The 25,790-nt window shown below is 63.7% G+C and carries 22 protein-coding genes; 14 read left to right on the top strand and 8 right to left on the bottom strand.

The annotated features are described in order from the left end of the window. Positions 1–176: 176 nt before the first annotated feature. The 3 genes from J1777_RS12190 to J1777_RS12180 are packed head-to-tail and all read left to right on the top strand — an operon-like array spanning position 177 to position 2,450. Complete coding sequence (locus tag J1777_RS12190) at positions 177–1,214, top strand: glycosyltransferase family 2 protein (RefSeq protein ID WP_207575970.1); 1,038 nt, start codon at positions 177–179, stop codon at positions 1,212–1,214. Continuing rightward, positions 1,201–1,626, top strand: coding sequence for a GtrA family protein (locus J1777_RS12185; RefSeq protein WP_207575969.1), 426 nt, complete (start codon positions 1,201–1,203; stop codon positions 1,624–1,626). Before J1777_RS12190 ends, J1777_RS12185 begins: the two co-directional genes overlap by 14 nt. Then, complete coding sequence (locus J1777_RS12180; protein ID WP_207575968.1) at positions 1,623–2,450, top strand: ChbG/HpnK family deacetylase; 828 nt, start codon at positions 1,623–1,625, stop codon at positions 2,448–2,450. The genes J1777_RS12185 and J1777_RS12180 overlap by 4 nt, the downstream gene beginning before the upstream one ends. Positions 2,451–2,870: 420 nt before the next feature. Here J1777_RS12180 and priA read toward each other — a convergent pair whose 3' ends face one another. The 4 genes from priA to J1777_RS12160 all read right to left on the bottom strand — a co-directional run bounded on the left by priA (position 2,871) and on the right by J1777_RS12160 (position 9,280). Further along, positions 2,871–4,961: a replication restart helicase PriA gene (gene priA, locus J1777_RS12175; protein ID WP_207575971.1), complete on the bottom strand. Its 2,091-nt coding sequence runs from the start codon at positions 4,959–4,961 to the stop codon at positions 2,871–2,873. 387 nt (positions 4,962–5,348) lie between these two features. Next, a complete protein-coding gene (gene hemE, locus J1777_RS12170; RefSeq protein ID WP_207575967.1) occupies positions 5,349–6,455 on the bottom strand; it encodes a uroporphyrinogen decarboxylase in 1,107 nt (368 codons plus the stop codon). Positions 6,456–6,549: 94 nt separating this feature from the next. Next, a complete protein-coding gene (locus J1777_RS12165; protein WP_207575966.1) occupies positions 6,550–6,990 on the bottom strand; it encodes a CoA-binding protein in 441 nt (146 codons plus the stop codon). A 40-nt stretch (positions 6,991–7,030) separates the two neighbouring features. Continuing rightward, on the bottom strand, positions 7,031–9,280 hold the full coding sequence (locus tag J1777_RS12160; protein ID WP_207575965.1) for a protein-disulfide reductase DsbD family protein: 2,250 nt from the start codon (positions 9,278–9,280) through the stop codon (positions 7,031–7,033). 57 nt (positions 9,281–9,337) lie between these two features. Between J1777_RS12160 and J1777_RS12155 the strand changes: the two genes are divergently transcribed. Further along, positions 9,338–10,219 carry a creatininase family protein gene (locus J1777_RS12155; RefSeq protein ID WP_207575964.1) on the top strand — a complete coding sequence of 294 codons (882 nt, stop codon included), beginning with the start codon at positions 9,338–9,340 and terminating at the stop codon, positions 10,217–10,219. Here the strand turns inward: J1777_RS12155 and pgi are convergent. The 4 genes from pgi to J1777_RS12135 all read right to left on the bottom strand — a co-directional run bounded on the left by pgi (position 10,216) and on the right by J1777_RS12135 (position 15,994). After that, positions 10,216–11,817: a glucose-6-phosphate isomerase gene (gene pgi, locus J1777_RS12150; protein WP_207575963.1), complete on the bottom strand. Its 1,602-nt coding sequence runs from the start codon at positions 11,815–11,817 to the stop codon at positions 10,216–10,218. The two genes, J1777_RS12155 and pgi, sit on opposite strands and share 4 nt — an antisense overlap. After that, positions 11,814–12,773: a transaldolase gene (gene tal, locus J1777_RS12145; RefSeq protein ID WP_207575962.1), complete on the bottom strand. Its 960-nt coding sequence runs from the start codon at positions 12,771–12,773 to the stop codon at positions 11,814–11,816. The genes pgi and tal overlap by 4 nt, the downstream gene beginning before the upstream one ends. A gap of 120 nt (positions 12,774–12,893) precedes the next feature. Next, complete coding sequence (locus tag J1777_RS12140; RefSeq protein WP_207575961.1) at positions 12,894–13,664, bottom strand: class II glutamine amidotransferase; 771 nt, start codon at positions 13,662–13,664, stop codon at positions 12,894–12,896. Positions 13,665–13,795: 131 nt separating this feature from the next. Further along, positions 13,796–15,994: a malate synthase G gene (locus tag J1777_RS12135; RefSeq protein ID WP_207575960.1), complete on the bottom strand. Its 2,199-nt coding sequence runs from the start codon at positions 15,992–15,994 to the stop codon at positions 13,796–13,798. 302 nt (positions 15,995–16,296) lie between these two features. Here J1777_RS12135 and J1777_RS12130 point away from each other — a divergent pair, with 302 nt between their 5' ends. The 10 genes from J1777_RS12130 to J1777_RS12085 all read left to right on the top strand — a co-directional run bounded on the left by J1777_RS12130 (position 16,297) and on the right by J1777_RS12085 (position 25,642). Then, positions 16,297–17,229: a LysR family transcriptional regulator gene (locus J1777_RS12130; RefSeq protein WP_207575959.1), complete on the top strand. Its 933-nt coding sequence runs from the start codon at positions 16,297–16,299 to the stop codon at positions 17,227–17,229. Then, entirely contained in the window at positions 17,226–17,672 is a 447-nt protein-coding gene (locus J1777_RS12125; protein ID WP_207575958.1) for a DUF2214 family protein, read from the top strand. The genes J1777_RS12130 and J1777_RS12125 overlap by 4 nt, the downstream gene beginning before the upstream one ends. A gap of 38 nt (positions 17,673–17,710) precedes the next feature. Continuing rightward, complete coding sequence (gene argS, locus J1777_RS12120) at positions 17,711–19,414, top strand: arginine--tRNA ligase (protein ID WP_207575957.1); 1,704 nt, start codon at positions 17,711–17,713, stop codon at positions 19,412–19,414. A gap of 24 nt (positions 19,415–19,438) precedes the next feature. After that, positions 19,439–20,047, top strand: a complete 609-nt coding sequence (locus J1777_RS12115) for an SPOR domain-containing protein (RefSeq protein ID WP_207575956.1) — start codon at positions 19,439–19,441, stop codon at positions 20,045–20,047. Positions 20,048–20,119: 72 nt separating this feature from the next. Beyond that, positions 20,120–20,746 (top strand): thiol:disulfide interchange protein DsbA/DsbL, encoded by a 627-nt coding sequence (locus J1777_RS12110; RefSeq protein ID WP_207575955.1) that lies wholly within the window; start codon positions 20,120–20,122, stop codon positions 20,744–20,746. A gap of 102 nt (positions 20,747–20,848) precedes the next feature. Then, positions 20,849–21,499, top strand: coding sequence for a lipopolysaccharide transport periplasmic protein LptA (gene lptA, locus J1777_RS12105; protein WP_207575954.1), 651 nt, complete (start codon positions 20,849–20,851; stop codon positions 21,497–21,499). Next, the gene (gene lptB / locus J1777_RS12100; RefSeq protein ID WP_207575953.1) at positions 21,496–22,281 is read left to right on the top strand and encodes an LPS export ABC transporter ATP-binding protein; all 786 of its coding nucleotides are present in this window, start codon (positions 21,496–21,498) and stop codon (positions 22,279–22,281) included. The genes lptA and lptB overlap by 4 nt, the downstream gene beginning before the upstream one ends. Positions 22,282–22,284: 3 nt before the next feature. Next, the gene (gene rpoN, locus J1777_RS12095; protein ID WP_207575952.1) at positions 22,285–23,835 is read left to right on the top strand and encodes an RNA polymerase factor sigma-54; all 1,551 of its coding nucleotides are present in this window, start codon (positions 22,285–22,287) and stop codon (positions 23,833–23,835) included. Positions 23,836–23,885: 50 nt separating this feature from the next. Beyond that, positions 23,886–25,175 carry a THUMP domain-containing class I SAM-dependent RNA methyltransferase gene (locus tag J1777_RS12090; RefSeq protein ID WP_207575951.1) on the top strand — a complete coding sequence of 430 codons (1,290 nt, stop codon included), beginning with the start codon at positions 23,886–23,888 and terminating at the stop codon, positions 25,173–25,175. Further along, the gene (locus tag J1777_RS12085; protein ID WP_207575950.1) at positions 25,172–25,642 is read left to right on the top strand and encodes a putative toxin-antitoxin system toxin component, PIN family; all 471 of its coding nucleotides are present in this window, start codon (positions 25,172–25,174) and stop codon (positions 25,640–25,642) included. The genes J1777_RS12090 and J1777_RS12085 overlap by 4 nt, the downstream gene beginning before the upstream one ends. Positions 25,643–25,790 lie beyond the last annotated feature (148 nt).

Here is a 25,790-nt window from a genome sequence, read left to right as displayed (position 1 = left end):
CCCATGGAGGCCCTGCCCCCGCCAGAGACGGCCGCCCCCCAGTGGCACAGCGGCCAGTGGGCCTTGGCCTGGCCGTTCAATAATGCCCCGTGGGTGCTGCATTGGCGCGCGTATGTGCCCGAGGGCTGTGCCCGCTCGCCATGACCCTCCATGCCCATCAGTGACAATGCCTGACCATGACGCAACCGACCTCGCCCTCCCCTGAGTTTTACGCCGAATACACCCCCGCCGCGCCCCCCGCCGCCTTGCCGCGCCCACCGCTGCGCTTGTCCTGCGTGGTGCCAGCGTTTAACGAAGCGGTGAACCTGCCCCGCTTTATCCCAGCGCTGGCCGAAGCGGTGGCGCAGCTTACGCCCCACTTTGAAATCGTCATCGTCAATGACGGCAGCACCGATGCCACGCACACCGTGGCCATGGAGCTGGTGGCGCACAGCGGCCTGCCCCTGCGCTACCTGGCCTTGTCGCGCAATTTCGGCAAAGAAGCGGCCCTGTCGGCAGGCATCGACCACACCCGGGGCAATGCCGTGGTGCTGATTGATGGTGACTTTCAGCACCCGCTGGACCTGCTGCCCGAAATGCACGATTTGTGGCAGCGCGGCTACGACATGGTGTACGGCGTGATTGCCGATCGTGGGGCCGAAAGCGGGGCCAAGCGGGTGGGCACCCATTTGTTCTACCGCATCATGAATGCCGGTAACAGCGTGAAAATGCCGCCCAACGCCGGGGACTACCGCTGGCTCGATCGCAAAGTGGCCAATGCCCTCAAAGCCCTGCCCGAGCGCCACCGCTTCATGAAAGGCCTGTACGCCTGGGTCGGCTTTAAAACCGCCGCCCTGCCGTTTGTGCCGCTGGATCGGGCGGCCGGTGCCTCCAGCTTCAACCTGCGCCGCCTGGGGTCGCTGGCCTTGCTGGGGCTGACCTCGTTCACCACCTTGCCGCTGCGGGTGTGGAGCGTCATTGGTGCCCTGGTGGCCCTGGCCGCCTTGCTCTACGGCGGCTGGATCACGCTGGAGACCTTGCTCTTTGGGGCCGATCTGGCGGGCTGGCCCACGCTGGCGGCCAGCATCATGCTGTTCTCGGGCGTGCAACTGATGTCGATCGGCATCCTGGGCGAATACATTGGCCGCATCTACGACGAGGTCAAACAGCGCCCCAGCTATTTGCTCGCCCGCGATGAAGACCATAGCAGCTTGCGCAGCAATGACAACGTTTAAAGCACAAAACCTGCTCAATTCCTTATACAGCCTGCCGCAAGCACTGCGCTTTATTTTAGTGGGCGGGGCTGCGGCAGCCACCCATCTCTTGGCCGTGGGCGTTTTGGTGGCGCTGTGGCAGGTGCCGCCGCTGCTGGCCAACGGACTGGCCTTTCTGATCGCCTTTGGCGTGAGCTACTGCGGCCACGCTTGGCTTAGTTTTGCCGAGCACCAGGCCTGCACCTGGGCCAGCGCCGCGCGGTTTTTTGCCGTGGCCAGCCTGTCGTTTGCCGTCAATGAAACGCTGTACGCCATCGCCCTGCAGCGCCTGCACTGGCATTATTTTTGGAGCCAAGCGGCCATCCTCGTGCTGGTGGCGGTGGGCACCTTCACCTTGAGCAAATTTTGGGCGTTTAAAGCACAACCACAATGAACCCTCCCAGCCACCCCATCGTGCTGTGCGTGGACGACTTCGCCCTGCACCCCTTGATTGACCAGGCGGTGCTGCAACTGGCCAGCAAAGGCCGCATCAGCGCCACCAGCTGCATGAGCACCGCCCCGCGCTGGCGGACGGCGGCGCACGATTTAAAACCCCTGCGCCCGCACCTGGCCGTGGGCCTGCACTTCAACCTGACCGAAAGCCACGGTGGGCTGTACCACGCCCTGACGCTCAAGCAAGCCATTGCCCAGGCCTACTTGGGCCGCTGGCGGGCCGCGCAATGGCAAGCCGTCTGGCGCGAACAGCTCGACGCGTTTGAGGCCGCCATGGGCACCGCGCCCGACTTCATCGACGGCCACCAGCACGTCCACCAACTGCCCGGAGTGCGCCAGGCGCTGCTGGCAGAAATCACCGCCCGCTACGCCGCACACGAGCGGCCCTGGCTGCGCTCGACCGTGCCGGCCGGGCGGCTGTGGTCGTCCTCCAAGGCGTTGATCATCGCCACCCTGGGCGGCTACAGCGCCACCCGCCTGTGGCGCACCGCCCACCTGGCCACCAACCACGGCTTTGCCGGGGTGTATGGCTTTGATGCCCCCACCCCGGCGGCCTACCGCGTACACATGCAATCGTGGTTGCGCCAGGTGCAACCGGGCAGCTTGCTCATGTGCCACCCAGCCGCAGGGGTGGTGCAAGGCGATGCCATTGGCACCCAGCGGCCCAAGGAGTGTGCGTATTTGCTCAGCGATGAGTTTGTGGAGGATTTGCAGCGCTTTGGGCGGCATATTCACCAAGGGGCGCGGTTGCCTGTAAATTCATAGCTTGTTGCGCTTTGTTTTTCAAGGTTTTAAATGTTTTTTGACTTGAAAAGTCTTTTATATATGAGCGATTACAGCTCTTTTATAAAGAGCATTTTGCTGTGTGTGGGGATGCTGCGTTCTGCACGGTAGCTGGTAGCGGTTTTCATGTTGGAGGCTGCTGGCCGGGTCTCGCCCCGGCGGGCGACTGGCTTTCTTGCCCGCGCAAGAAAGTCAGCAAAGAAGGCGTGCTGCGCAGCTTTTACACCGTGGAACTCGCTTCGCGCCTGCGGCGCTGCGCTCAAACAACCACGGTGAGTCAGACGGGAAACGCTGCGTTGATTTAAGCCGTGGTGCCCTGACCGAGGCGTTTTCAAGCGGGGGGCGGCTTCGCTTGCTGCGCAGCTTCAGCCGGGCGGGCACGATCCCAGGGGTCATGCGTGTTTATAGATTTTGCGGATCCACATCCACCAGCCAGCGCACCACGGTTTTGTGCTGTTTTTTGAGGGGGTGCAGCAAGGGTTGCCAGGCGTGCAAAAATTTTTGCAAGGCGCTGCGGCTGGCGGCCTCGATCAGCATTTGCGCCCGCTCGATATTTGCCACCCGTTGCACGGCCATGGGGATGGGCGGGTAGAGGAATACGCCGACCAGTGCGGGCAGGCTTTGCGCGTGCTGGGCGGCGGCGTGCAAAAAATTTTGCGCTGCGTCCTGCGTTTTGGCATCGGCGCGCACCAGGGCCTGAAACACAAACGGGGGCATGCCCGCCTGCTGGCGCTCGTGCAGTTGCTGCTGGGCAAAGCCGGGGTAGTCGTGGTGCAGCAGGGCTTGGTAGAGCGGGTGCTCGGGCTGCTGGGTTTGAATCCACATCTGCGGCTGGCTGCCTTGCTGGCCCACAAAGGCCGCATCGCGTCCGGCGCGGCCTGCGGCTTGCATCAGCAGGGCAAACAAGCGCTCGGGGGCGCGAAAGCCGGTGCTCATCAGCGCCGCATCGGGGGCGATGGCCGCCACCAGGGTCATGCGCCGAAAGTCGTGGCCTTTGGCGATCATTTGCGTGCCGACCAGCACATCCACGCTGCCATCGTGAATGTGCGCCAACTGCGCCTGCAACTGGCCTGCGCCCTGGGTGGTGTCGGCATCCATGCGGCCAATGCGGGCGGGCTTGCCATCGGGGCGCTGCACGTTGCGCAGCACCTGCTCCAGCGCTTCTTGCAGCTGCTCGGTGCCGTGGCCCAGGGCCAATATATCGGGGTTGCCGCAGTGCGGGCAGTGCCGGGGCACGGCCTGGCTGGCGCTGCAGTGGTGGCAGCGCAGCCGCCGCTCGCCTTTGTGAAACACTTGGTGGGCACTGCAATGGGGGCAGTCGCTTTTCCAGCCGCAATCGCCGCACCACAGCACCGGGGCAAAGCCCCGGCGGTTGAGCAGCACCAGGCTTTGCTCGCCGCGCTGAATGCGCTCGGTGATGGCCTGCAGCAGGGCCGGGGCAAACACGGTGGACTTGGGCTGCTGGCGCATATTCACCAGATGCACGCCGGGCAGGGCGGCCGCGGCGATGCGGCTGGGCATGTCCAGCCGCTGGTAGCGGCCTTGCTGGCAGGCGTACCAGCTCTCCAGCGAGGGGGTGGCACTGCCCAAAATCACTTTGGCCCCGGCATCGCGCCCGCGCCAGAGGGCCAGGTCGCGGGCGGAGTACCGCGCCCCTTCTTCTTGCTTGAAGCTGGGGTCGTGCTCTTCATCGACGACGATGATTTTCAGCTGCGGCAAGCTGGCCAGCACCGCCATGCGCGTGCCCAGCACGATGCGGGCCTGCCCGGTGTGCGCGGCCAGCCAGTGCTGCAGGCGCTGCGCCTCGGTCAGGCCGCTGTGCAGGCTGGCCACGGCCTGGGGGCCCAGGGTGGGGGCAAAGCGCCGCTCAAACCGCGCCAGCAATTGGGGGGTGAGGTTGATCTCGGGCACCAGCACCAGGGCCTGGGCCTGCGGGTCGGCGACCAAGGCGGCAGCGACGGTGTGCAAATACACCTCGGTCTTGCCGCTGCCGGTGCTGCCGTACAGCAAAAATGGGCCACAATTTTGCTCAATTTGACTGATAACGCTTTGCTGCTCTGCGGTAAGTGCTACTAATTTTTCTTGTTCCGGCACGGTCTGCGCCGCTTTCTTTTTGACTTGCAAGCGCCGCAGCAATTGCGCGTTGCTGAGTTTGCGCAGCGCCGGAGGCAAGGCGGTGGCGGCAATCTCGCCCAGGCTGCGCTGGTAGTAGCGGGCGGTAAACGCCACCAACTGGCGCCACGGCGCGGCCAGGGGGGCCAGGGCATCGAGCACTTGGGCCAGCGGGCGCAGCGCCACCCCCGCAGGCAGGTCGGCGTGGGCGGCCGGCACCGACTCCCACACCACCCCCAGCAGCTCGCGCTGCCCCAAGGGCACGCGCACCAGGGTGCCGGGGGGCAGCGCGTGCCCATGGGTGTAGCTGAGCAAACCGCCCACATTGCTGTGCAACGGGGTTTGCACCGCAATGTGGATAACAAAGGCGTGGCACGCTATAGACACGGCTGGAAGGCCCTTTTCTGTGGATAACTTTGTGGGGCGTTTTTGATCAAGGCAAAAAAATGCGCCTGTGCTATTTTTTCAGCCGCCTGACACCCGCCTAAATCATTAAAAATAAATTTATATAAATCAAATAGTTAAATGGATTTTCAAGGCTTTCGCGCTATCGAGTTTATGGCTTAGAAAGCCCCCGCAGCAAGGTTTGGATATGTGCATAAGTAGAGCACTGGATACTGGCCAATACCGCGATTTTTAGCGACAAATAGCCGTCGATTGGCCCTTGGACGCTATGGATTAAGGATTGATTAAGGATTTTGCAGCACCCGCAAAAACAACCAGGGCGGGAAAAGGTGGCCCCTTTCCCGCCCTGGCAAAGCTGAAAACTTAGCCCTGCTGGCGCAGCTGGCGTGAGTAGTTGTGCACCGTTTCGACCAGCGCCGCCACGTGCTCTGGCGGGGTGAACTGGCTGATGCCGTGGCCCAGGTTGAAGATGTGGGTGGGGCCGGTGCTGCGGCGGTCGGTGTGCGGCTTGCCAAAGCTGTCCAGCACGGCACGGGCTTGCGCGGCCACCATGTCGGGCGGGGCAAACAGCACGTTGGGGTCGATATTGCCTTGCAGGGCCTTGCGGTCGCCCACCAGGGCGCGGGCCTTGCCCAGGTTGGCCGTCCAGTCCAGACCCAGCACTTCGCAATCGAGGTCGTGCATATCGGGCAGCCAGATGCCGCCGCCTTTGGTGAAGACGATGCGCGGCACATCCTGCCCATCCACCCCGGTGCGCTTCAATTGCGCCAGCACGCGCTTGGTGTAGGCCAGGCTAAATTCTTGGAAAGCGCCATCGGCCAGCACCCCGCCCCAGCTGTCAAACACCATCACGGCCTGGGCCCCGGCGTCAATCTGCGCATTCAGGTACTGGGCCACGCTGTCGGCGTTCACCGCCAGGATGCGGTGCATCAGGTCGGGGCGGGCGTACATCAGGCTTTTGACCAGGCGGTAGTCGTCGCTGCCCTTGCCCTCGACCATGTAGCAGGCCAGCGTCCAGGGGCTGCCCGAAAAACCAATCAGCGGCACGCGGCCATTGAGCGCCTTGCGGATGCTGGTGACGGCATCGAACACGTAGCGCAGCGTGTCCATATCAGGCACGGCCAGCTGGGCCACGTCGGCCTCGGTGCGCACGGTTTTGGCAAAGCGGGGGCCTTCGCCCTCGGCAAAGCTCAGGCCCAGGCCCATGGCATCGGGCACGGTCAGGATGTCGCTGAACAAGATGGCGGCATCCAGCGGGAAGCGCTCCAGGGGCTGCAGCGTCACTTCGGTGGCGTACTCCACGTTGGTGGCCAGCCCCATAAAGCTGCCAGCCTGGGCGCGGGTGGCTTTGTACTCCGGCAGGTAACGCCCGGCCTGGCGCATCAGCCACAGCGGGGTGTAATCGGTGGCTTGGCGGCGGCAGGCACGCAAAAAAGTGTCGTTGGTCAGAGGGGCAAAAGAAGTAGTCATGGAGGGCGATTGTCGCAGCCTTGGCAGGCCACGCAGTGATGAAGAGGGGCAAGCGGGAGCGAGGGGTGCCGTGGGCCAGCGGGCGGCGGCGGCTTCAAAGCGCCAGGCGCTGGGCCTGCATACGGCGGTGTTCGGTTTTGGTGCAACGGTCTTGCACCACCAGCAGCCCGGCGGCCTCGGCACGGCGGGCGGCATCGGGGTTGGTGATGCCGATTTGCATCCACAAAAAGCGGGCCCCAATGGCGACGGCATCTTCGGCAATGGCGGCGATTTCTTCGCTTTGCCGAAAGCAATCGACCAGGTCAATCTGCACGCCTTTGGGGGCCAACGCGCCTGCGGCTTCGCGCAGGCTGGCAAAGCACATCTCGCCCAGCAGCAGCTTGCCGTGCATGCCCGGGTTCACCGGCACGATGCGGTAGCCCTGGGCTTGCAGGTAGCAGGCAACCTCGTGGCTGGGACGCTCGGGTTTGGGCGAGAGGCCCACCACCGCGATGGTTTTGGTTTCACGCAGAATGTGAAAAGAAACGTCATTCATGGCCATAAACCTTATAAATAAAGCGCAAACAGCTATAGTTTTAGATGTTTTCCAGCGCTTGTAAAACTTCGTCGGTGCTGATCAGCTCGGTCAGCACCACGGGGGCTTGGCCCGGGGCCAGCAACACGTACACCGGTACGCCGCTGCGCCCTAATGCGTTCAGGGATTGGGTGATCCGGGGGTCTTGGCGCGTCCAATCGGCCCGCAGCAACTGTACTTCATGGCGGGAAAAGGCCTGCAAAACCTGGGGGTTCGACAAGGTGGTGCGCTTGTTGAACTGGCAGGTCACGCACCAGGCGGCGGTGTAATCGACAAACACCGGGCGGCCTTGGGCCAGCAGCTGGGCCTGGGCCTCGGGGCTCCAGGGCTGCCAAAGATCGCCCACCACCGCGTTGTTGGCGGTGGCACTGGCCACGGGGGCGGCTTGCAAATACGGCCACATACTGGGGGCCATCCAGGCCAGAAAAGCCAGCAGCGCGGCCCCCAGCCACCAGCGGGTCAGGCCCCGCAAGGTCAGCGCCCAAATCAGGGCCGACAGCGTTAAAAGCAAGGCCAGCAGCGCGGCAATGCCATCGGCCCCGGTTTGCTGGCCCAGCACCCAGGCCAGCCAGACCACGGTGGCCAGCATGGGAAAAGCCATGGCGCGGCGGAAGGTGGCCATCCACGGTCCAGGGCGCGGCAGCCAGCGCAGCAGGCCCGGGGCCCAGCTCAGCAGCACATACGGCAAGGCCATGCCCAGCCCCAAGGCGGCAAAAATGCCCAGCGCCTGCGCCGCTGGCAAGCCCACGGCAAAGCCCAGCGAGGCCCCCATGAACGGTGCCGTGCATGGCGAGGCAATGGCCACGGCCAGCACGCCCGATAAAAAAGCATCGGCCACCGGGTGGCGCAAATGCAGCCCGGCCACACCGCTGGGCAGGAATTGGCCAAACTCAAACACCCCCGCCAGATTCAGCCCCAGCACGGTAAACAGCACGGCCAGGCCACTGATGACCAGCGGGTTTTGCAGCTGAAAGCCCCAGCCCAGTTGCTCCCCGGCGGCCCGCAGCCCCAACAGCAGCGCCCCCAGCGCCACAAAGCTGAGCACCGCCCCGGCGGTATAGGCCAAGCCGCCCAGGCGCTGGGCGCGGACATCGCTGCCATGGCGGGAAAAGCCCAGCAGCTTGATGGCCAACACCGGAAACACACAGGGCATTAAATTGAGTAACAACCCACCGATCAGGCCGCCCACCACGGCCAGCCACCAGCTGCTGGCACTGGCGTTGCTGCTGGGCGGCAGGGGGCTTTTGGCCTGATTGGCGGCCAAGGCGGCGGCCAGGGCGGGCGAAATTTCGGCCAGCTGCGCCGCCTGCCATTGGCCTTGCACCGGGGCACTGACGCGCCAGGCCACCGCCGGGGCCTGCGTGGCCACGTTGCTGCCGGTCACCGGCAGGCCCAGCACCACCTCTAGCCGGGGGGGTGTTTCACCGCGCATGTCGGACAAGGGCAAGCTGGCGTGCCAGACCCCATCCGCCCAGCGCTGCTGCCAGTCTTGGCCCAGCACCGCCGCATGTCGGAAGGTGTCGGCGGCCTCGGGGTAAAAGGCCAGCTCTTGGCCGTGGGCTTCAGCAGGCAGGCCTTTGACTACAAAATCAAGGCGCTCACCGCTTGTATTTACAGTAAATTCACCATGAATAGACTCTAAATGCTTTGGTTCTTTAGCGCTTGCAGCTACAAAGTTTGATGCAAATGTCACATGGCTTTGCGCCGCGGGCAGGCGGATTTGCAGCAGCACCTCTTCAGGAATGCACTCCACCCGGCAGACCAGCCAGCTGGCGCGCACGCCCAGGCGCACCATGCCATCGCTGTCGGGCGCGAAATCGGCCCCCACGGTGGTGGGCACGGGCAGCAGCACCTGCCCTTCGTAGCCGTAGTTGAGCAAATCACCCACGCGAATTTGCTGGGGCACGGGCCAGGCGATCTCGCCCGCTTGCAGGCCAGGGGGCAGATCCCAATCAAGCTGGGTGGGCAGGCCCGAATCGCCAGCGTTTTTCCAATAGGTGTGCCAATCGGGCTGGTGCGTCAGCAGCAAGCCCAGCGCCAGCGGCTGGCCAGGGGCAATCCCTTGCGGCGCGTGCACGACCAGCTGGGCTTGCACATGGGGGGTGGCGGCCCGGTCGCTGGGCTTGGCGGATGCGCCCAACACCAGCTGTGCCTGTACGGGCAAGGTCAGCAACAACGACAGCGCCAACACCAGCCACAGCCAGCAGCGCCACAAAAAAGAAACCGGGGGCAAGGGGAGCACAGAAGACATCTGGTTTTCGAGTCAAGGCAAGAGGGGATGGTTCCCCAGATCAATAATGCGGGGACTATGTCCACCGATTGTTCTGCGGATTTTTCCGCCCATTTTCCCGCTGAATCTACCCTGCCCCGCTGGCCCAGCCGCTATTGGGCCGAGGTAACGGCCCACGACTTTGCGCTGGCGCAAACCCAGGGCCTGGCCGCCCAGACCATTGCCGTGCTGCCCTTGGGGGCCACCGAGCAGCATGGCCCGCACTTGCCCCTGCGCGTCGATACCGCGCTGGCCGAGGGCATTGTGGCCGCCGCCCTGGCGCAGCTGCCCGCCCACGTTCCAGCCCTGGCCCTGCCCACCCAGGCCATTGGCCTGAGTGGTGAGCACCAGGCCTTTGCCGGCACCTTGAGCCTGCAACCGGCCACCTTGCTGGCGCTGTGGGGCGACATTGGCGCGGGTGTGGCCCGCGCCGGAGTGAAAAAACTGCTGCTCTTTAACGCCCACGGCGGCAACGTCAGCAGCATGGACATCGTGGCGCGGCAATTGCGCCAGCAGCATGGCCTGCTGGTGGTCCACTGCAGCTGGTTCAATCTGCCGCTGCCGCAAGAGGTACACGCGGCCTTCAGCGCCCATGAGCACCGCTTTGGTGTCCACGCGGGCGAGGTCGAAACCTCCATGCTGCTGCATTTGGCCCCTGAGCAAGTGCAGATGGCGCGGGCGCAAAATTTTGCCTCCACCTCGGCCACGCGGGCCCAGCGTTTTGCCATTTTGGGCAACGGCAAAAGCGCCAAACTGGGCTGGGCCATGCAGGACTACAACCCCGCCGGGGCAGCGGGCAATGCCGCCCAGGCCGATGCCCAGCGCGGGCAGGCGCTGGTCGAAGCTGCGGCGCAAGGCTTGGCGCAGTTGCTCCAAGAAATGCACCAACTGCCGCTGGATACCGTGGGCCCGGCGTATTAAGCCACCGCCGGCCCCAGCTGCGCCATCAGGTCGCGGGTGGAGGCATCCACGCCTTGCCAGTCGCCCTGCTCCTCGCGTTGGCGCAGTTGCTGGGCCAGTTGCTTGCCCAGCTCCACGCCCCATTGGTCAAAGCTGTTGATGCCCCAAATCGCCCCGGCGCTGAACACGCGGTGCTCGTACAAAGCGATCAAGGCCCCCACCGAGGCCGGGTTGAACTGCTGCAGCAGTAAAAAACTGCTGGGCCGGTTGCCTGGGCAATCTTGGTGGGCGCTCACGCCGTGGCGGCCCAGCATCAGCGCCTGGGCCTGGGCAATGGCGTTGATGACCAGGCTGTGCTGGTGCGCCCCCAGGTATTTGCCGCCGCCCCGGGCCACAATAAATTCCACGGGCACCACATCCTGCCCCTGGTGCAGCAGCTGAAAAAAGGCGTGCTGGCCATTGGTGCCCGGCTCGCCCCAGACGATGGGGGCCGTGGGCGTGGTCAGGCACTGGCCTGCGTGGGTGACGCGCTTGCCGTTGCTCTCCATCTCCAGCTGCTGCAAATACGCCGCCAAGCGCCGCAAGCCATGGCTGTAGGGGGCAATGCAGCGGCTGCCCAAATGGCAAAAATTGCGGTACCAAATGTCCAGCAGCGCCAGGCGCAACGGCAAATTGTGCCCAATGGGGGCATTGAAAAAGTGCGCATCCATGGCGTGCGCCCCGGCCAGCAGGTCGCGAAACTGCTCCTGCCCAATGGCAATGGCAATCGGCAGGCCAATGGCCGACCACAGCGAAAAGCGCCCCCCCACCCAGTCCGAAAACTCCAGGCAGCGGGTGATGCCAAACGCCTGCGCTGCCGCCACATTGGTGGTCAGCGCCACAAAGTGCTGGGCAATCGACACTGCGGCCGAGGGCTGGACGCAGCCGCCCTGGCGCAAAAACCATTCGCGGGCCGAGTGGGCGTTGAGCATGGTCTCGGCCGTGGTGAAGGATTTGGAGGCGATCAAAAACAGTGTCGATTCAGGCCGCACTTGGCGCAGCACATGGCCCAGCTCATGCCCATCGACGTTCGAGACAAAGTGAACGCGCTTGCCCGCATCCACCCAATCCTCCAGCCCCTGCACCACCACCTCGGGCCCCAGGTGCGAGCCGCCAATGCCGATGTTCACAATGTCGGTAATCTGGCGATCGGCGCGCACCTGCTCGGCCAGCGCCAGCATGGCGTTCAAGGTGTCGTGCGCGGCGGCCAGGGTGTCCCACTGCGCCTGGGGCCAGGCCTGCACCACCGGGTGCTGGCGCAGCTGCCCGCCATCGCGCGGCATGCGCAGCAGCCAGTGCATGGCGGCGCGCCCCTCGGTGGTGTTGATCGGCTCGCCCGCCAGCATGGCATCGCGCCGCGCTTGCCAGCCGCAGTCGTGCGCCAAGGCCTGCAGCAAGGATTCGGTCTGGGTGGTGCAAAAGTTTTTGGACAAATCGGCGTACACGTGCGGCGCTTGCTGGCTGTGCTGGGCCAGGCGCTGCGGGTTGCTGGCAAACGCCTGGGCCAGATTAAATTGCGCCATGTCGTCTTGGTAATGGGCCGCCAAGGCCGCCCAGGCGGGGGAGGCGCTGCAGCTCATGCGCCGGCCCCGGCTTGGCGCAGCAAATCCTCCAGCTTGCGCGTATCGACGGCAAAGGCGCGAATGCCTTCGGCCAGCTTTTCGGTGGCCATGGCATCTTCATTCAGGGCAAAGCGGAAACTGGCCTCGTCGTAGTGCACGGGGGCGATGTCCAGCTGCCGCGCGGCCTGGGCATCCAGGGCGGGCCGCACCGGCGCGGTGCTGGCTTCTAACTGGCCCAGCAGCTCGGGCGCGATGGTGAGCAAATCGCACCCGGCCAGCGCCACGATTTGCCCCACGTTGCGAAAGCTCGCGCCCATCACCTCGGTGGCAATGCCAAAGTGCTTGTAGTAGTGGTAAATCTCGCGCACCGAGCGCACGCCGGGGTCGTTGGCCCCGGCCATGGCGGCCTCGTCCCACTGGCTGCCCGCCTGTTTTTTAAACCAGTCGTAAATGCGCCCGACAAAGGGCGAGATCAGCTGCACCTTGGCCTGGGCGCAGGCAATGGCCTGCACTTTGGAGAACAGCAGCGTCAAATTGGTGTGAATGCCTTGCTGCTCCAGCAGGCGGGCCGCTTCGATGCCCTCCCAGGTGGCGGCGATTTTGATCAGCACCCGGTCAATGGGCACGCCCGCGCCTTGGTACAGCTCGATCAGGCGCTGGGCGCGGGTGACGGTGGCGTTGGTGTCAAACGACAGGCGGGCATCCACCTCGGTCGAAACGCGCCCCGGCACCACGGCCAAAATCTCGCAGCCAAAGCGCACCAGCAGGCGGTCCATCAGGTCGTCCAGGGGCGCATCGGCAAAGCGCTGCACCACCTCGTGCAACAGCGGCGCGTACTGCGGCTGCTGCACGGCTTTCAAAATCAGCGAGGGGTTGGTGGTGGCATCCTGGGGCCGGTACTGCGCCAGTTGCTGAAAATTGCCGGTGTCGGCCACCACGGTGGTGACTTGTTTTAACGCGTTCAGTTGGTTCATAAGGGGTTCCCAAAAAGCGATGAATAAATCTTAAAAAAATAGCTGCTTGCGCTTTTATTTCAATGTTTTTTTGCCGTTTAAAGCATTAAATCAACGTTATTCAAGCGCAAACAGCTCTTTTTATTGCAGTGCCACCAAGCACCCATGTTCAAACAAATGGATGCGCCCTTTCTCAAACGGGGTCCAGGTTTCGTTCTTCGTCAGCGGGGCGGTCACGATCACGGCCACGCGGTCGTCCGGGGTGGTGCAGGTGGAAAAATCCAGGCTCACATCCTCATCGCTCAAATGCGCTGTGGCAAAGGGGTGGCGGCGCTCGATAAAGCACAGGTCGGTGGTGGCATGCGCCCACAGCGCCTGGCCGTTGGAGAGCAAAAAATTAAACGTGCCGTGCGGGCTGATGCGCCGCGCCAAGTCCTGCAAGGTGATGCTCAACTCGTGCAGCGTGGGCATGCCGGCGTGGGACTTGGCCAACTCTTGCATGATCCAGCAAAAGGCCAGCTCGCTGTCGGTGGTTCCGACGGGGTAAAAATGGCTGTGCAGCTTGGGCGCAAAGTCCACCAAATTGCCGTTGTGGGCAAACACCCAATTGAAGCCCCACAGCTCGCGCACAAAGGGGTGGCAGTTTTCCAGCGCCACCTGGCCTTGGGTGGCCTTGCGGATGTGGGCGATGACGTTCTCGCTTTTGATCGCGTAGTTGCGAATGAGCTGCGCAATGGGCGAGGTGCTGGCCTGCTCGCGATCGACAAACTGGCGCAGCCCTTTGCCCTCAAAAAAGGCAATGCCCCAGCCATCGGTGTGGTCGCCGGTGTTGCCCGCGCGCTGGCTGAAGCCCGAAAAACTAAAGCGCACATCGGTGGGCGTGTTGCAATTCATTCCAAGCAGTTGGCACATAGCTTTTGACTTCTTCCTCGTTCCCGCAAACCCTGTGAAACTGGCAGTGTAGGTAAAAAAACAAGGCACCCAGCGCATTGTCTGGGTGCCTTGGGCGTTTTGGCGGTGGCCGTTTAGGCGTTGCTATGCCTTCACTGGGCGGCCGCTTTCACTTTCAAGCGCCAGGCGTGCAGCAGCGGCTCGGTGTAGCCGCTGGGCTGCTCCACGCCTTTGAAGACCAGATCGCACGCGGCCTGGTAGGCGGCGGACTGGGCAAAGCGCCCGGCCATTTTTTGGTACAGCGCATCGCCCGCGTTTTGCTGGTCCACCTTGGCGGCCATGCGCTCAAAGGTGGCGCGCACTTGCTGCTCGGTGACGATGCCGTGCAGCAGCCAGTTGGCCACGTGCTGGCTGGAGATGCGCAGCGTGGCGCGGTCTTCCATCAGGCCGATGTCGTTGATGTCCGGCACCTTAGAGCAGCCCACGCCCTGATCGACCCAGCGCACCACGTAGCCCAGGATGCCCTGGATGTTGTTGTCCAGCTCCTGCTGCTTCTCGGCCTCGCTCCACTGGGGATTTTTGGCCACGGGCACTTGCAGCAGGTCGGCCAGGATGTTGGCGCGTTCGGTATCGGCGCTGATTTTTTCCAGCTCGGCCTGCACGCTGGCCACTTTCACCTGGTGGTAGTGCAGCGCGTGCAGCGTGGCCCCGGTGGGCGAGGGCACCCAGGCGGTGTTGGCCCCGGCTTTGGGGTGGCCGATTTTTTGCTCCAGCATGGCCTTCATCAGGTCGGGCATGGCCCACATGCCCTTGCCGATCTGGGCGCGGCCGCGCAGGCCCATGGTCAGGCCCACCAGCACGTTGTTCTTTTCGTAGGCGGCCAGCCAGGCGCTGGTTTTCATGTCGCCCTTGCGGATCATGGGGCCCGCGTGCATGGCGGTGTGCATCTCGTCGCCGGTGCGGTCCAGGAAGCCGGTGTTGATAAAGGCCACGCGGGCCGGGGCGGCGGCGATACAGGCTTTGAGGTTCACCGAGGTGCGGCGCTCCTCGTCCATGATGCCCAGCTTGACCGTGTTTTGCGGCAGGCCCAGCAGCTGCTCGACGCGGCCAAACAGCTCGTTGGCAAAGGCCACTTCGGCCGGGCCGTGCATCTTGGGCTTGACGATGTACACGCTGCCGGTGCGGCTGTTGCGGATACCGTTGGCGCCGTGGCCCTTCAGGTCGTGGATAGCGATGGCGGTGGTGACGACGGCATCCAGAATGCCTTCGGGGATTTCCCGGTTCTCGGCGCCCCACAGGATGGCGGGGTTGGTCATCAGGTGGCCGACGTTGCGCACAAACATCAGCGAGCGGCCATGGAGTTTGAGGGGCTGGCCGTTGGCGCCGGTGTATTCGCGGTCGCCGTTCAGGCCACGGGTGACGGTCTTGCCGCCTTTGTCAAAGGATTCGGTCAGCGTGCCTTTGAGGATGCCCAGCCAGTTGCTGTAGCCCAGGACTTTGTCTTCAGCGTCCACTGCGGCCACAGAATCTTCCAGGTCGAGGATGGTGGAGACGGCAGCTTCCACCACCACGTCGGCCACGCCAGCAGCGTCGCTGGCGCCAATGGGGGTGGCTTTGTTGATGACGATGTCGATGTGCAGGCCGTTGTTCACCAGCAACACGCTGGTGGGGGCGGCCGCCTCGCCCTGGTGGCCGACGAACTTGTCGGCATCTTGCAGGCCGGTGGTGCTGCCGTTTTGCAGCGCCACCACCAACTGGCCGCCTTCCACGCGGTAGCCGCAGGCATCCCGGTGCGAGCCTTGGGCCAGGGGCACGGCCTGATCCAAGAAGTTGCGGGCAAAGGCCACCACCTTGGCACCGCGCAGCGGGTTGTAGCCCGGGCCTTTTTGCGCCCCGTCCTCGTCGCTGATCACATCGGTGCCGTACAGCGCGTCGTACAGCGAGCCCCAGCGGGCATTGGCGGCGTTCAGGGCGTAGCGGGCGTTCAGGATGGGGACCACCAACTGGGGGCCAGCCATGGTGGCCAGCTCGGCATCCACGTTTTCGGTGGTGGCCTGCACACCCTGGGGGGGCTGAACCATGTAGCCAATCTGGGTCAAAAACTGCTGGTAAGCCGCCATGTCAGCAATCGGGCCGGGGTGGGCCTGGTGCCAGGTGTCCAGCTCTTTTTGCAGGCGGTCGCGCTCGGCCAGCAAGGCCGCGTTTTTCGGCGCCAAATCACGCACCAGGGCATCAAACCCCTGCCAGAAAGCGGCCGACTCCACCCCAGTGCCGGGCAGCACCTGGGTGTTGATAAATTGGTGCAGAACGTCAGCCACTTGCAGGCTGTGCGCAGGAATACGAGCAGTCATGGAAATCCCTTGTCAAAAAAACCAAAAATCCGCGAGGGCGACCCTGGCCAGCGCAGCGCTGGGCAGCGCCAGGGCATGGGCAGAGCGCTTCACAGCGCACTGTATTAGAAATGCGAAAAGGAATAAACCGCCTGAATATCCTGAAACTCATGACTTTTACGCAAAGACGGCCGACACTGCCCCCTTGGCAACGCCCTGTTCCAGGGGGCCAAAGTATTGCGCTTTTAATAGCTGGTACCGCTTTCTGGTATTGCGTTTTAGCTATATTTCACTCTCATTTTTTGCACATTTGCGTGCTGTTTATGGATAAATTAAAAGCTTTTGAGTCGTTTGTCTCGGTCGCCACCAAAGGCAGCCTGACCGCTGCAGCCAAGGCCGAGGGGGTGGCCCCGGCCATCATGGGGCGGCGCTTGGATGCGCTGGAGGAGCACCTGGGCGTGAAACTCATGGTGCGCACCACCCGGCGCATCAGCCTGACGCACGAAGGCAGTGCTTTTTTGGAAGACTGCCAGCGCCTGCTCACCGATGTCAGCAACGCCGAGGCCAGCGTTTCCGCCGGGGGCGTGAAAGCCGCCGGGCATTTGCGCATTACCGCTCCGGCCGGTTTTGGCCGCCGCCACGTGGCCCCGCTGGTGCCCAAGTTTTACGCCCTGCACCCCGAGGTAAAAATCTCGCTCAACCTCTCTGACCGGGTGGTGGATTTGGCCGCCGAGGGCTACGACTGCGCCGTGCGCGTGGGCGATTTGCCCGATTCGTCCCTGATCAGCGTGCGCCTGGCCGACAACCGCCGCCTGTGCGTGGCCGCCCCGGACTATCTGGCCCGGCGTGGGACCCCGCAACACCCCCAAGAGCTGGCGCAGCACGCTTGCCTGACCCTGTCCAGCGATGCCTCGCAAATCCGGGGCTGGGCCTTTCGCCTGCCGCGCCCCGAAGGCGGCAGCGATGTGACCTACATCAGGCCCAGCGGCCCCCTGGACTGCACCGACGGCCAAGTCCTGTACGACTGGTGCCTGGACGGCTGGGGCATTGCCTGGCGCAGCACCTGGGAGGTGGATGCCGACATCGCCGCCGGGCGCTTGGTGCCGCTGCTGGAAGCGTTTGCCGCCCCGCCCAATGGGATTTACATGGTGTTTCCGCAGCGCAAACACATGCCGCTGCGCGTGCGGCTGTGGATTGATTTTTTAAAAATGCACTATGAGCGCCCCGAATTCTGGCGCCAAGGAGTAAACGCATGATGTTGGAATCTGTACTGGCCAGCCTGCACCTGGTGGCGATTTTGGCGATGGTGGTGTTCTCCTCCAGCCAAGCGGCGCTGTGCCGACACGAATGGCTGAACGCTGCCGTGGTGCGCCGCCTGCTGCGCCTGGACTGGATTTTCCTGGCCTCGGTCACCGTGCTGCTGCTATCGGGCGTGGCCCGGGTGGTCTGGGGCATCAAAGGCTGGCCGTGGTATGTTGGCCAGCCGCTGTTTCACATCAAGATGACCTTGGTGCTCATCACCCTGGTGATTGTGGCGCGGCCCAGTTTCACCATCCGCCGCTGGGTGCGCACCTTGGATGCCGACGGCACACTGCCCAGCAGCCACGAGATCAACCGCCTGCGCAGCGCCATCATGCTGCACACGCACATCATGCCCTTCATCGCCGTGCTTGCCGTATTTTGGGCACGCGGCTGGTGAGCAGGCACCGACCCAGACACACGTAAAATTGCGCCCCTATGCTTTTAGTCAAACAGCAATTGCTCGCAGCCCTGGCTGGCGAGCTAGAAACCCTCTCCCCCGGTGCGGGCACCCGCGCCGCCTTTGAAAACCCCAAAGTGGCTGCCCACGGCGACTATGCCTGCACGGCCGCCATGCAACTGGCCAAGCCGCTCAAGCTCAACCCGCGCGCCCTGGGCGAGCAGCTCAAGGCCGCGCTGGAGGCCACGCCCGCCTTCCAGCAGTGGGTGGATGCCATTGAAATCGCGGGCCCCGGCTTTCTGAACATTCGCCTCAAGCCCTCGGCCAAGCAGGAAGTGATCCGCGAAGTGCTGGGCCAAGGCGCCCAGTTTGGCCAGCAGCCCCAGCGGGGCGAAAAAATTCTGGTGGAATTTGTATCGGCCAACCCCACCGGCCCGCTGCACGTGGGCCATGGTCGCCAGGCGGCGCTGGGCGATGCGATTTGCAACCTGTACGCCAGCCAGGGCTGGAACGTCCACCGCGAGTTCTATTACAACGACGCGGGCGTGCAGATCGACACGCTAACCAAATCCACCCAGCTGCGCGCCAAGGGCTTCAAGCCCGGCGACGACTGCTGGCCCACCGACGCCGACAACCCGCTGGCCAAGAATTTCTACAACGGCGACTACATTGCCGACATCGCCCAGGCCTTCCTGAACAAGGAAACCGTGAAGGCCGATGACCGCGCGTTCACCGCCAATGGCGACGTTGAAGACTACGACAACATCCGCCAGTTCGCCGTGGCCTACCTGCGCAACGAGCAAGACAAAGACCTGCAGGCGTTCAACCTCAAGTTCGACGAGTACTACCTCGAATCAAGCCTGTACACCAACGGCTATGTGGAAGAGACCGTGCAGCGCCTGATCGCCAACGGCAAGACCTACGAGCAAGACGGCGCGCTGTGGCTCAAGTCCACCGACTACGGCGACGACAAAGACCGCGTGATGCGCAAAAGCGATGGTGGCTACACCTACTTTGTGCCGGACGTGGCTTATCACATCCAGAAATTCAAGCGCGGCTTTACCAAGGTGGTGAACATCCAGGGCACCGACCACCACGGCACCATCGCCCGCGTGCGCGCGGGCTTGCAGGCGGCCGATGTGGGCATTCCTGCGGGCTACCCCGATTACGTGCTGCACACCATGGTGCGCGTGGTGCGCAATGGTGAAGAGGTGAAGATCAGCAAACGCGCCGGCAGCTACGTGACGCTGCGCGACCTGATTGAGTGGACGAGCAAGGATGCCGTGCGCTTCTTCCTTTTGAGCCGCAAGCCCGATACCGAGTACACCTTCGATGTGGACTTGGCCGTGGCGCAAAACAACGACAACCCGGTGTACTACGTGCAGTACGCCCACGCGCGCATCTGCTCGGTGCTGCGCGGTTGGCGTGAAGACTACGACCTGGCAGCGCTGCGCGAGGTGGACTTGAGCCCCCTGCACGGCGAGCAGGCCCAGGCACTGATGCTGCTGCTGGCCAAGTACCCCGAAATGCTCACCGCCGCCGCCCAGGGCAATGCGCCGCACGATGTGACCTTTTATCTGCGCGAGCTGGCTTCGGCGTACCACAGCTACTACGATGCCGAGCGCATTTTGGTCGATGACGAGGCCGTCAAACTCGCCCGCCTGGCCCTGGTGGCGGCCACCGCCCAGGTGCTGGCCAACGGGCTGGCCATGCTGGGGGTGTCTGCGCCCCAGCGCATGTAAAGCCACAACATCAAGGAGCGCTGCATGCGACAACAACAACGAGGCGGCACCATCCTGGGCTTTATCCTGGGGCTGCTGGTGGGCTTGGGCGCCGCCTTTGCCGTGGCGGTGTACGTCAGTAAAATTCCGGTGCCGTTTCTCACCATGGACGGGGACAAGTCCGCCCCCCCCCGGATGCCACAGGCCGATTGGAATCCCAATACCGCCTTGGGCGGCAAGGTCACGCCTCCACCGGTCGCGCCCGAGGAGGTTAAGCCCGAAGTGGTCACCCCCACCGAAACCCCTGCCGCCCAGGCCACAGCGTCGAATGATCCTTTAGGAGACTTGGCCAAGGCCCAAATTGCCAAGGCCGAAAAAGCCGAAGCAGCCGAAAAAGCCAAAGCGGCCGCCTCGGACGGCTTTGTGTACTTTGTGCAGGTGGGGGCCTTTCGCAGCCAGGCCGATGCCGATGCCCAACGCGCCAAACTGGGCCTGATCGGCCAGCAAGCCCGCGTGAGCGAACGCGAACAAAATGGCCGCCCCGTGTACCGCGTGCGCATTGGCCCCATGGCCCAGCGCAGCGAGGCTGAAGCATTAAAACAGCAACTGGCCAGCACCGGCATCGATGCCGCCTTGGTGCGCATTCACCAGTAACCACGCCACGCGGGCGGGAACCGATTGCCCGCCCCCCACTCTTAGCGGGGCACTATTTTGGAGAAACCTTGAATGAAACGTCGTGAATTTGCCCAACTGGCCCTGCTGGGCGCGGTCCCCAGTGTTTTTTCTTTCGCCGCCCAGGCCAATAGCGGTTACGCCACGCTGAAGCAGCCCGCCTCAGTGCTGGCCCCGAAAGGCCAGATCGAGGTGGTGCAGTTCTTCTCTTACGGCTGCTCGCACTGCAAAAATTTTGACCCGGTCTTTGAAGCGTGGCGCAAGACCGCCGCCAAAGATGTCAGCGTGCGTTTGGTGCACGTCGGTTTCAACAAAAATTTTGAGCCCCTGCAGCGCATTTACTACGCCCTGGAGAGCCTGGGCCAGGCCCAAGCCTTGAACGGCAAAGTCTTCAAAGCCTTTCAGGATGAGAAAAAGCGCCTCGACCAACCCGAGGTTCTCTTCCCCTGGGTGGCCGAGCAAGGCGTGGACCGCGCCAAGTTTGAAGCCGCCTACCAATCCTTTAGCGTAGCCACCCAGGTGCGCCAGGCCATACAACTGCAAGACCAGTACCAAGTGGAGGGCACCCCGGCCATGGGCATTGCCGGGCGTTACTACACCGATGGCTCGATGGCCGGTGGCTTTGAGCGCATGATTCAAATCACCAACCAACTGATTGAGCAAGAGCGCAAACGCACGTAAAGCGTGCTCGAACCCATCGTCACGGCTGCCCAAGCCCGCTTCGGCGGGCTTTGTTGTTGCTGCAGGGTGACTACAATCACACGCAAAAACCATGCCTAATTTATGAAGCGCCTGCCCACCCTCCTCTCTTTCTTGCCGCTGACCTTTGCGGCGGCCATGGTGCTGCCCGCCCACGCCGAGCGGGCCGACCGTGACCAGCCCATGCACATCGAATCGGATGCCCTGCGCCATGACGAGCTGCAGCAAACCAGCGTGTTCACCGGCAATGTGGTGATGACCAAAGGCTCCATCGTGCTGCGCGGGGCGCAACTCGATGTGCGCCAAGACCCGCAGGGCTACCAATATGGTGTGGTCACCGCTGCCAAGGGCCAACGCGCCTTTTTTCGCCAAAAGCGCGATACCGCCCCCGGTGCGCCAGAGGAGTTTGTCGAGGGCGAGGCCGAAGTCATTGAATACGATGGCCGCAAAGACGATGTGCGCCTGATTCGCCGCGCCCAGCTGCGCCGCTATACCGGCGGCACGTTGAGCGATGACATTACCGGCCAGCAAATCACGTACAACAACCTGACCGATGTTTTCACCGTGGACAGCCAAACACCGCAAGCGGGCAACAAGCCCGGCAGCAACAGCGGTGGCCGGGTGCGGGCGGTATTGGCCCCCAAAGCACCCCCTTCAACCAGCCCGGCCGGCACGCCCGCAGCGGGCGCAAGGCTGCAATCCACCCCGCAACTGACCGCTCCGCAAGAACCATGACGCAGCCGCAAGAACCCTCTTTGGCTGCGCACAGCAGCGCCACCAGCTGCCTGCAAGCGCGCCACCTGGCCAAAACCTATGGCAAGCGCCAGGTGGTCAAAGATGTCTCGCTCACCGTCAAAAGTGGCGAAGTGGTCGGCCTGCTCGGCCCCAACGGCGCGGGCAAAACCACCTCGTTTTACATGCTTGTCGGCCTGGTGCGCAGCGATGGCGGCGATGTGCTGATTGATGGCCAATCGGTCGCCCGCAGCCCCATGCACCAGCGCGCGCGCCTGGGTCTGTCCTACCTGCCGCAAGAGGCTTCGATTTTTCGCAAACTCAATGTGCAGGACAACATCCGCGCCGTGCTGCAGCTGCAAAAAGATGCCGCTGGCAAGCCCCTGGCCAAAGACGAGATCGAGCGCCAGCTGACCAGTCTGCTGCAAGAGCTGCACGTCGAGCACCTGCGCGATGCCCCGGCGCTGGCCCTGTCCGGTGGCGAGCGCCGGCGCGTGGAAATTGCCCGCGCCCTGGCCACGCACCCGCGCTTTATTCTGCTGGACGAGCCCTTTGCCGGCATCGACCCGATTGCCGTGATCGAGATCCAGCGCATCATCGGCTTTCTCAAAGCGCGCGGCATCGGTGTGCTGATTACCGACCACAACGTGCGCGAAACGCTGGGCATTTGCGACCACGCCTGCATCATCAGCGAGGGCACGGTGCTCACCCACGGCACACCGCAAGCCATCGTGGACAACCCCGAAGTGCGCCGGGTGTACCTGGGCGACAACTTCCGCATGTAAGCCATGGTCGGGGCCGCACCGCATCTCTCGATTCGCCCCGGCATCCAGCTGCAGCTGACCCCGCAATTGCAGCAAGCCCTGCGCCTGCTGCAACTGTCCAGCCTGGAGCTGCAGCAAGAAGTGCAGCAACGGGTCTTGGACAACCCTTTTTTAGAATTGGAAGAGGCCGAGGCCACCGCCCCATCCACTCCTGAAAAAGAAGCTGTAAGCGCTGATATATCCAGCGATTCAGAATTTAATACCCCTGATAACCAATCAGAAAGCGCGCAAGAAGCTCCTGAATTAGAAGCCCTCAGTTGGGAGGGCGACTCCCTCTCCACCTTCGATTGGGACGATGCCCCCCCCGGCCCCGCGCCCGCCAACGCCGACAGCGAGCAGGCCCTGCCCCACGACTTCACCGCCAGCGCCCCCAGCTTGCAAGCGCATTTGCAAGAACAAGCCAGCAACCTGCGCCTGGCCCCGGCTGAACGGGCCGCGCTCGAGTTTTTGATCGGCAACCTGCTGGACAACGGCTACCTCGATGGCGACCTGCCCGAACTGGCACACACCCTGCTGCCCGAGGTAGCCACAGAAGCCGAACCCCCCAGCGCGGCAGAAACCCGCCAAGCCCTCATGCACCACCTGCAGCTGGCCTTGGGCCTGCTGCAAAGCATGGAGCCCGCCGGCATCGGTGCCCGCAACGTGGCCGAATGCCTGCGCCTGCAACTGCGCCACGCCTGGGCGCAAGAAGCGCAACCGGCCCATGCCGACCACGCCCTGTACCAGCTGGCCCTGGCACTGTGCGAGCAACCACTGCCCCTGCTGGCCCGCAAAGATGTGCGCACCCTGGCCCAGCACTGCGCCGCCCCCCCGGAGCGCATCGCCCTAGCCCTGCGCTGGATTGGCCAACTCGAACCCAACCCCGCCCGGCGCTTTGCCGCCATTGCCCAGGCCCGCCTCATCCCCGACGTACTGGTGCGCCCCAGCGGCCAGGGCCTGCAGGTGCAGCTCAACCCCGAAGTGCTGCCGCGCCTGAACGTCCACGCCCTCTACGCCCAGGCCCTGCGCGGGCAGCGCAGCCATGCCAGCTACGCCGGCCTGCACAGCCAGCTGCAAGAGGCGCGCTGGTACGTGAAAAATCTCGCCCAGCGCTTTGACACCATCTTGCGCGTCGCCCAGGCCATCGTGCAGGAGCAAGCGGGGTTTTTCAAACACGGCCCCGTCGCCATGCGCCCCTTGGTGCTGCGCGAAGTGGCGCAGGCCCTGGACTTGCACACCTCCACCATCAGCCGCACCGTCAATGGCAAATACATGGCCACGCCGCAAGGCACCTTTGAATTCAGCTACTTTTTTAGCTCGGGCGTGCAAACCGATACCGGCGGCAGCACCTCCAGCACCGCCGTGCAAACGGTCATTGCCCAGCTCATTGCGGCAGAAAACCCCAAAAAACCCCTGTCTGATGCCAAAATCGCCGACCTTCTGGCCGCCCAAGGCATCGAATGCGCCCGCCGCACCGTCGCCAAGTACCGCGAGGCGCTGAACATCCCGGCCACCAGTTTGCGCAAAACGGTTTAAAGCCCGCCAACGCTCTTGCCAACGACGCGGCGCTATCCTTCGCACCACTTATGAACCAACTGCATTTATTTTTGCCCTGCGCCGCTGGCGTGGAAGATTTTTTGGCCGATGAGGTCCACACCATTACCGGTGCCAGCGGGCAGGATTTGCTCGTGGGCCGGGGCGGTGTCATGGTGCGCGGTGCCTGGCGCGATGTGCTGCAGCTCAATCTGCACAGCCGCCTGGCCCAGCGCGTGCTGATTGAGCTGGCGCTGCAGGACTACCGCAACGAAAACGACCTGTACCGTGCCGCCAGCCAAGTGTCCTGGGAAGTGTGGTTTGACCCGCAGCGCACCTTCAAAGTCGAGGTCACCGCCCAGCACAGCCCGCTGACCAGCCTGAACTTTGCCGCCCTGCGCGTAAAAGATGCCGTGGCCGACCGCTTTCGTGCCAAGCGCGGTGGCGTGCGTCCCAGCGTGGAAACGCACCACCCGGACGTGCGCATCCACCTGCACCTGACCACCGACACGGCCACGCTGTACATCGACACCTCGGGCGAAGCCCTGTTCAAACGCGGTTGGCGCGAAGACACGGGCGACGCCCCCCTGAAAGAAACCCTGGCCGCCGCCATGATCGCCGCCACCGGCTGGAACCCGCACGGCGACCACCCCCAGCCGCTGTACGACCCCTGCTGCGGCAGCGGCACGGTGGTGATCGAGGCGGCGCAGATCGCCCGGCGCATTCCGGCTGGCATCCTGCGCCGCTTTGCGTTTGAAAAGCTCATCCCCTTTCAGCGCCATGTCTGGGAAGGCATGCTCGACGAGGCCGAGGCGCAGATTCTGGACACCAGCCCGGTGCCCATCTATGGCTCTGACATCTCGCACCGCATGGTGGACTTTGCCCAGCGCAATGCCGAACGCGCCGGCGTGCTGGACACCATCGAGCTGCGCGGCGGCGATGCCCTGCAGCGCATGCCGCCCTGCGCGCAACCCGGCGTGCTGCTGCTGAACCCGCCCTATGGCGAGCGCATTGCCGCCGCCGGCAGCTTTGGCCGCAATGCCGCGCAGCGCATGGACGCGGTAGAACGCATGGGCCGCGAAAGCGCCCAGACCGAAGATGGCGTGGAATTTTTCAGCCAACTGGCCAGCCACTGGAAGAAAAACTTCAGCGGCTGGAGCGCCTGGATGCTCACCCCCGACCTGAAGCTGCCCGGCAAAATGCGCTTCAAAGAATCGCGCCGCACGCCGCTGTGGAACGGCCCCATCGAATGCCGCCTGTTCCGCTTTGACGTGGTGGCCGGCACGCACAAGCCCCGCAAAGACGCACCAGGCGACAGCAGCGTGCAGGGCAGCGGCACATGAAAATTCTTTTGCGCTGGCCGCACTGCAATGCCGACTACCCCGGCCCCCAGCCGCGCCCGGTGGTGCTGGACACCAATGTGGTGCTCGATTTACTGGTGTTTGACGACCCGCTGGTGCCCCCCATCCGCCAATTACTGGCCCAAGGCCAGCTGCGCTGGATTACCGACGAAGCCCAGCGCATTGAGCTGGGCCGCGTGCTCAGTTACAGCAAGGTCGCCCCGCGCGTGGCCTTTTACGAAAAAACAGCGGCGGGCGTGCTGGCCGCTTTCGATGCCGCCGTGCAGTGCGTGCCCACCGCGCCCAAGGTGCGCTTTACCTGCACCGACCCGGACGACCAGCACTTTCTGGATTTAGCGGCCCAGCACCGGGCGCTGCTCATCAGCAAAGACAAGGCTGTTTTGAAGCAGCGTCGGCGCTTGGCCACTCACTATGAGACCACAATAGGCAATCAACTCGTTATAGAGTAAGCGCAAGCAGCTATTGTTTTTGTGGATGATCGCGGTAAAACAACACCCACTCGTCCATCACCACGCCGTCGGCAAGATGGCACACCCATATTCCCCGCCCGCCCCACGCACGATTTCCAGCGTGCGTGGGGCGGGCGGGGAATATGGG

This window comes from Comamonas denitrificans (assembly GCF_017368815.1).
In the GTDB taxonomy this organism is placed as follows: domain Bacteria; phylum Pseudomonadota; class Gammaproteobacteria; order Burkholderiales; family Burkholderiaceae_C; genus Comamonas; species Comamonas denitrificans.
The sequence above is the reverse complement of the archived record's forward strand: the minus strand, read 5'-3'. Positions and strand labels throughout refer to the sequence as shown.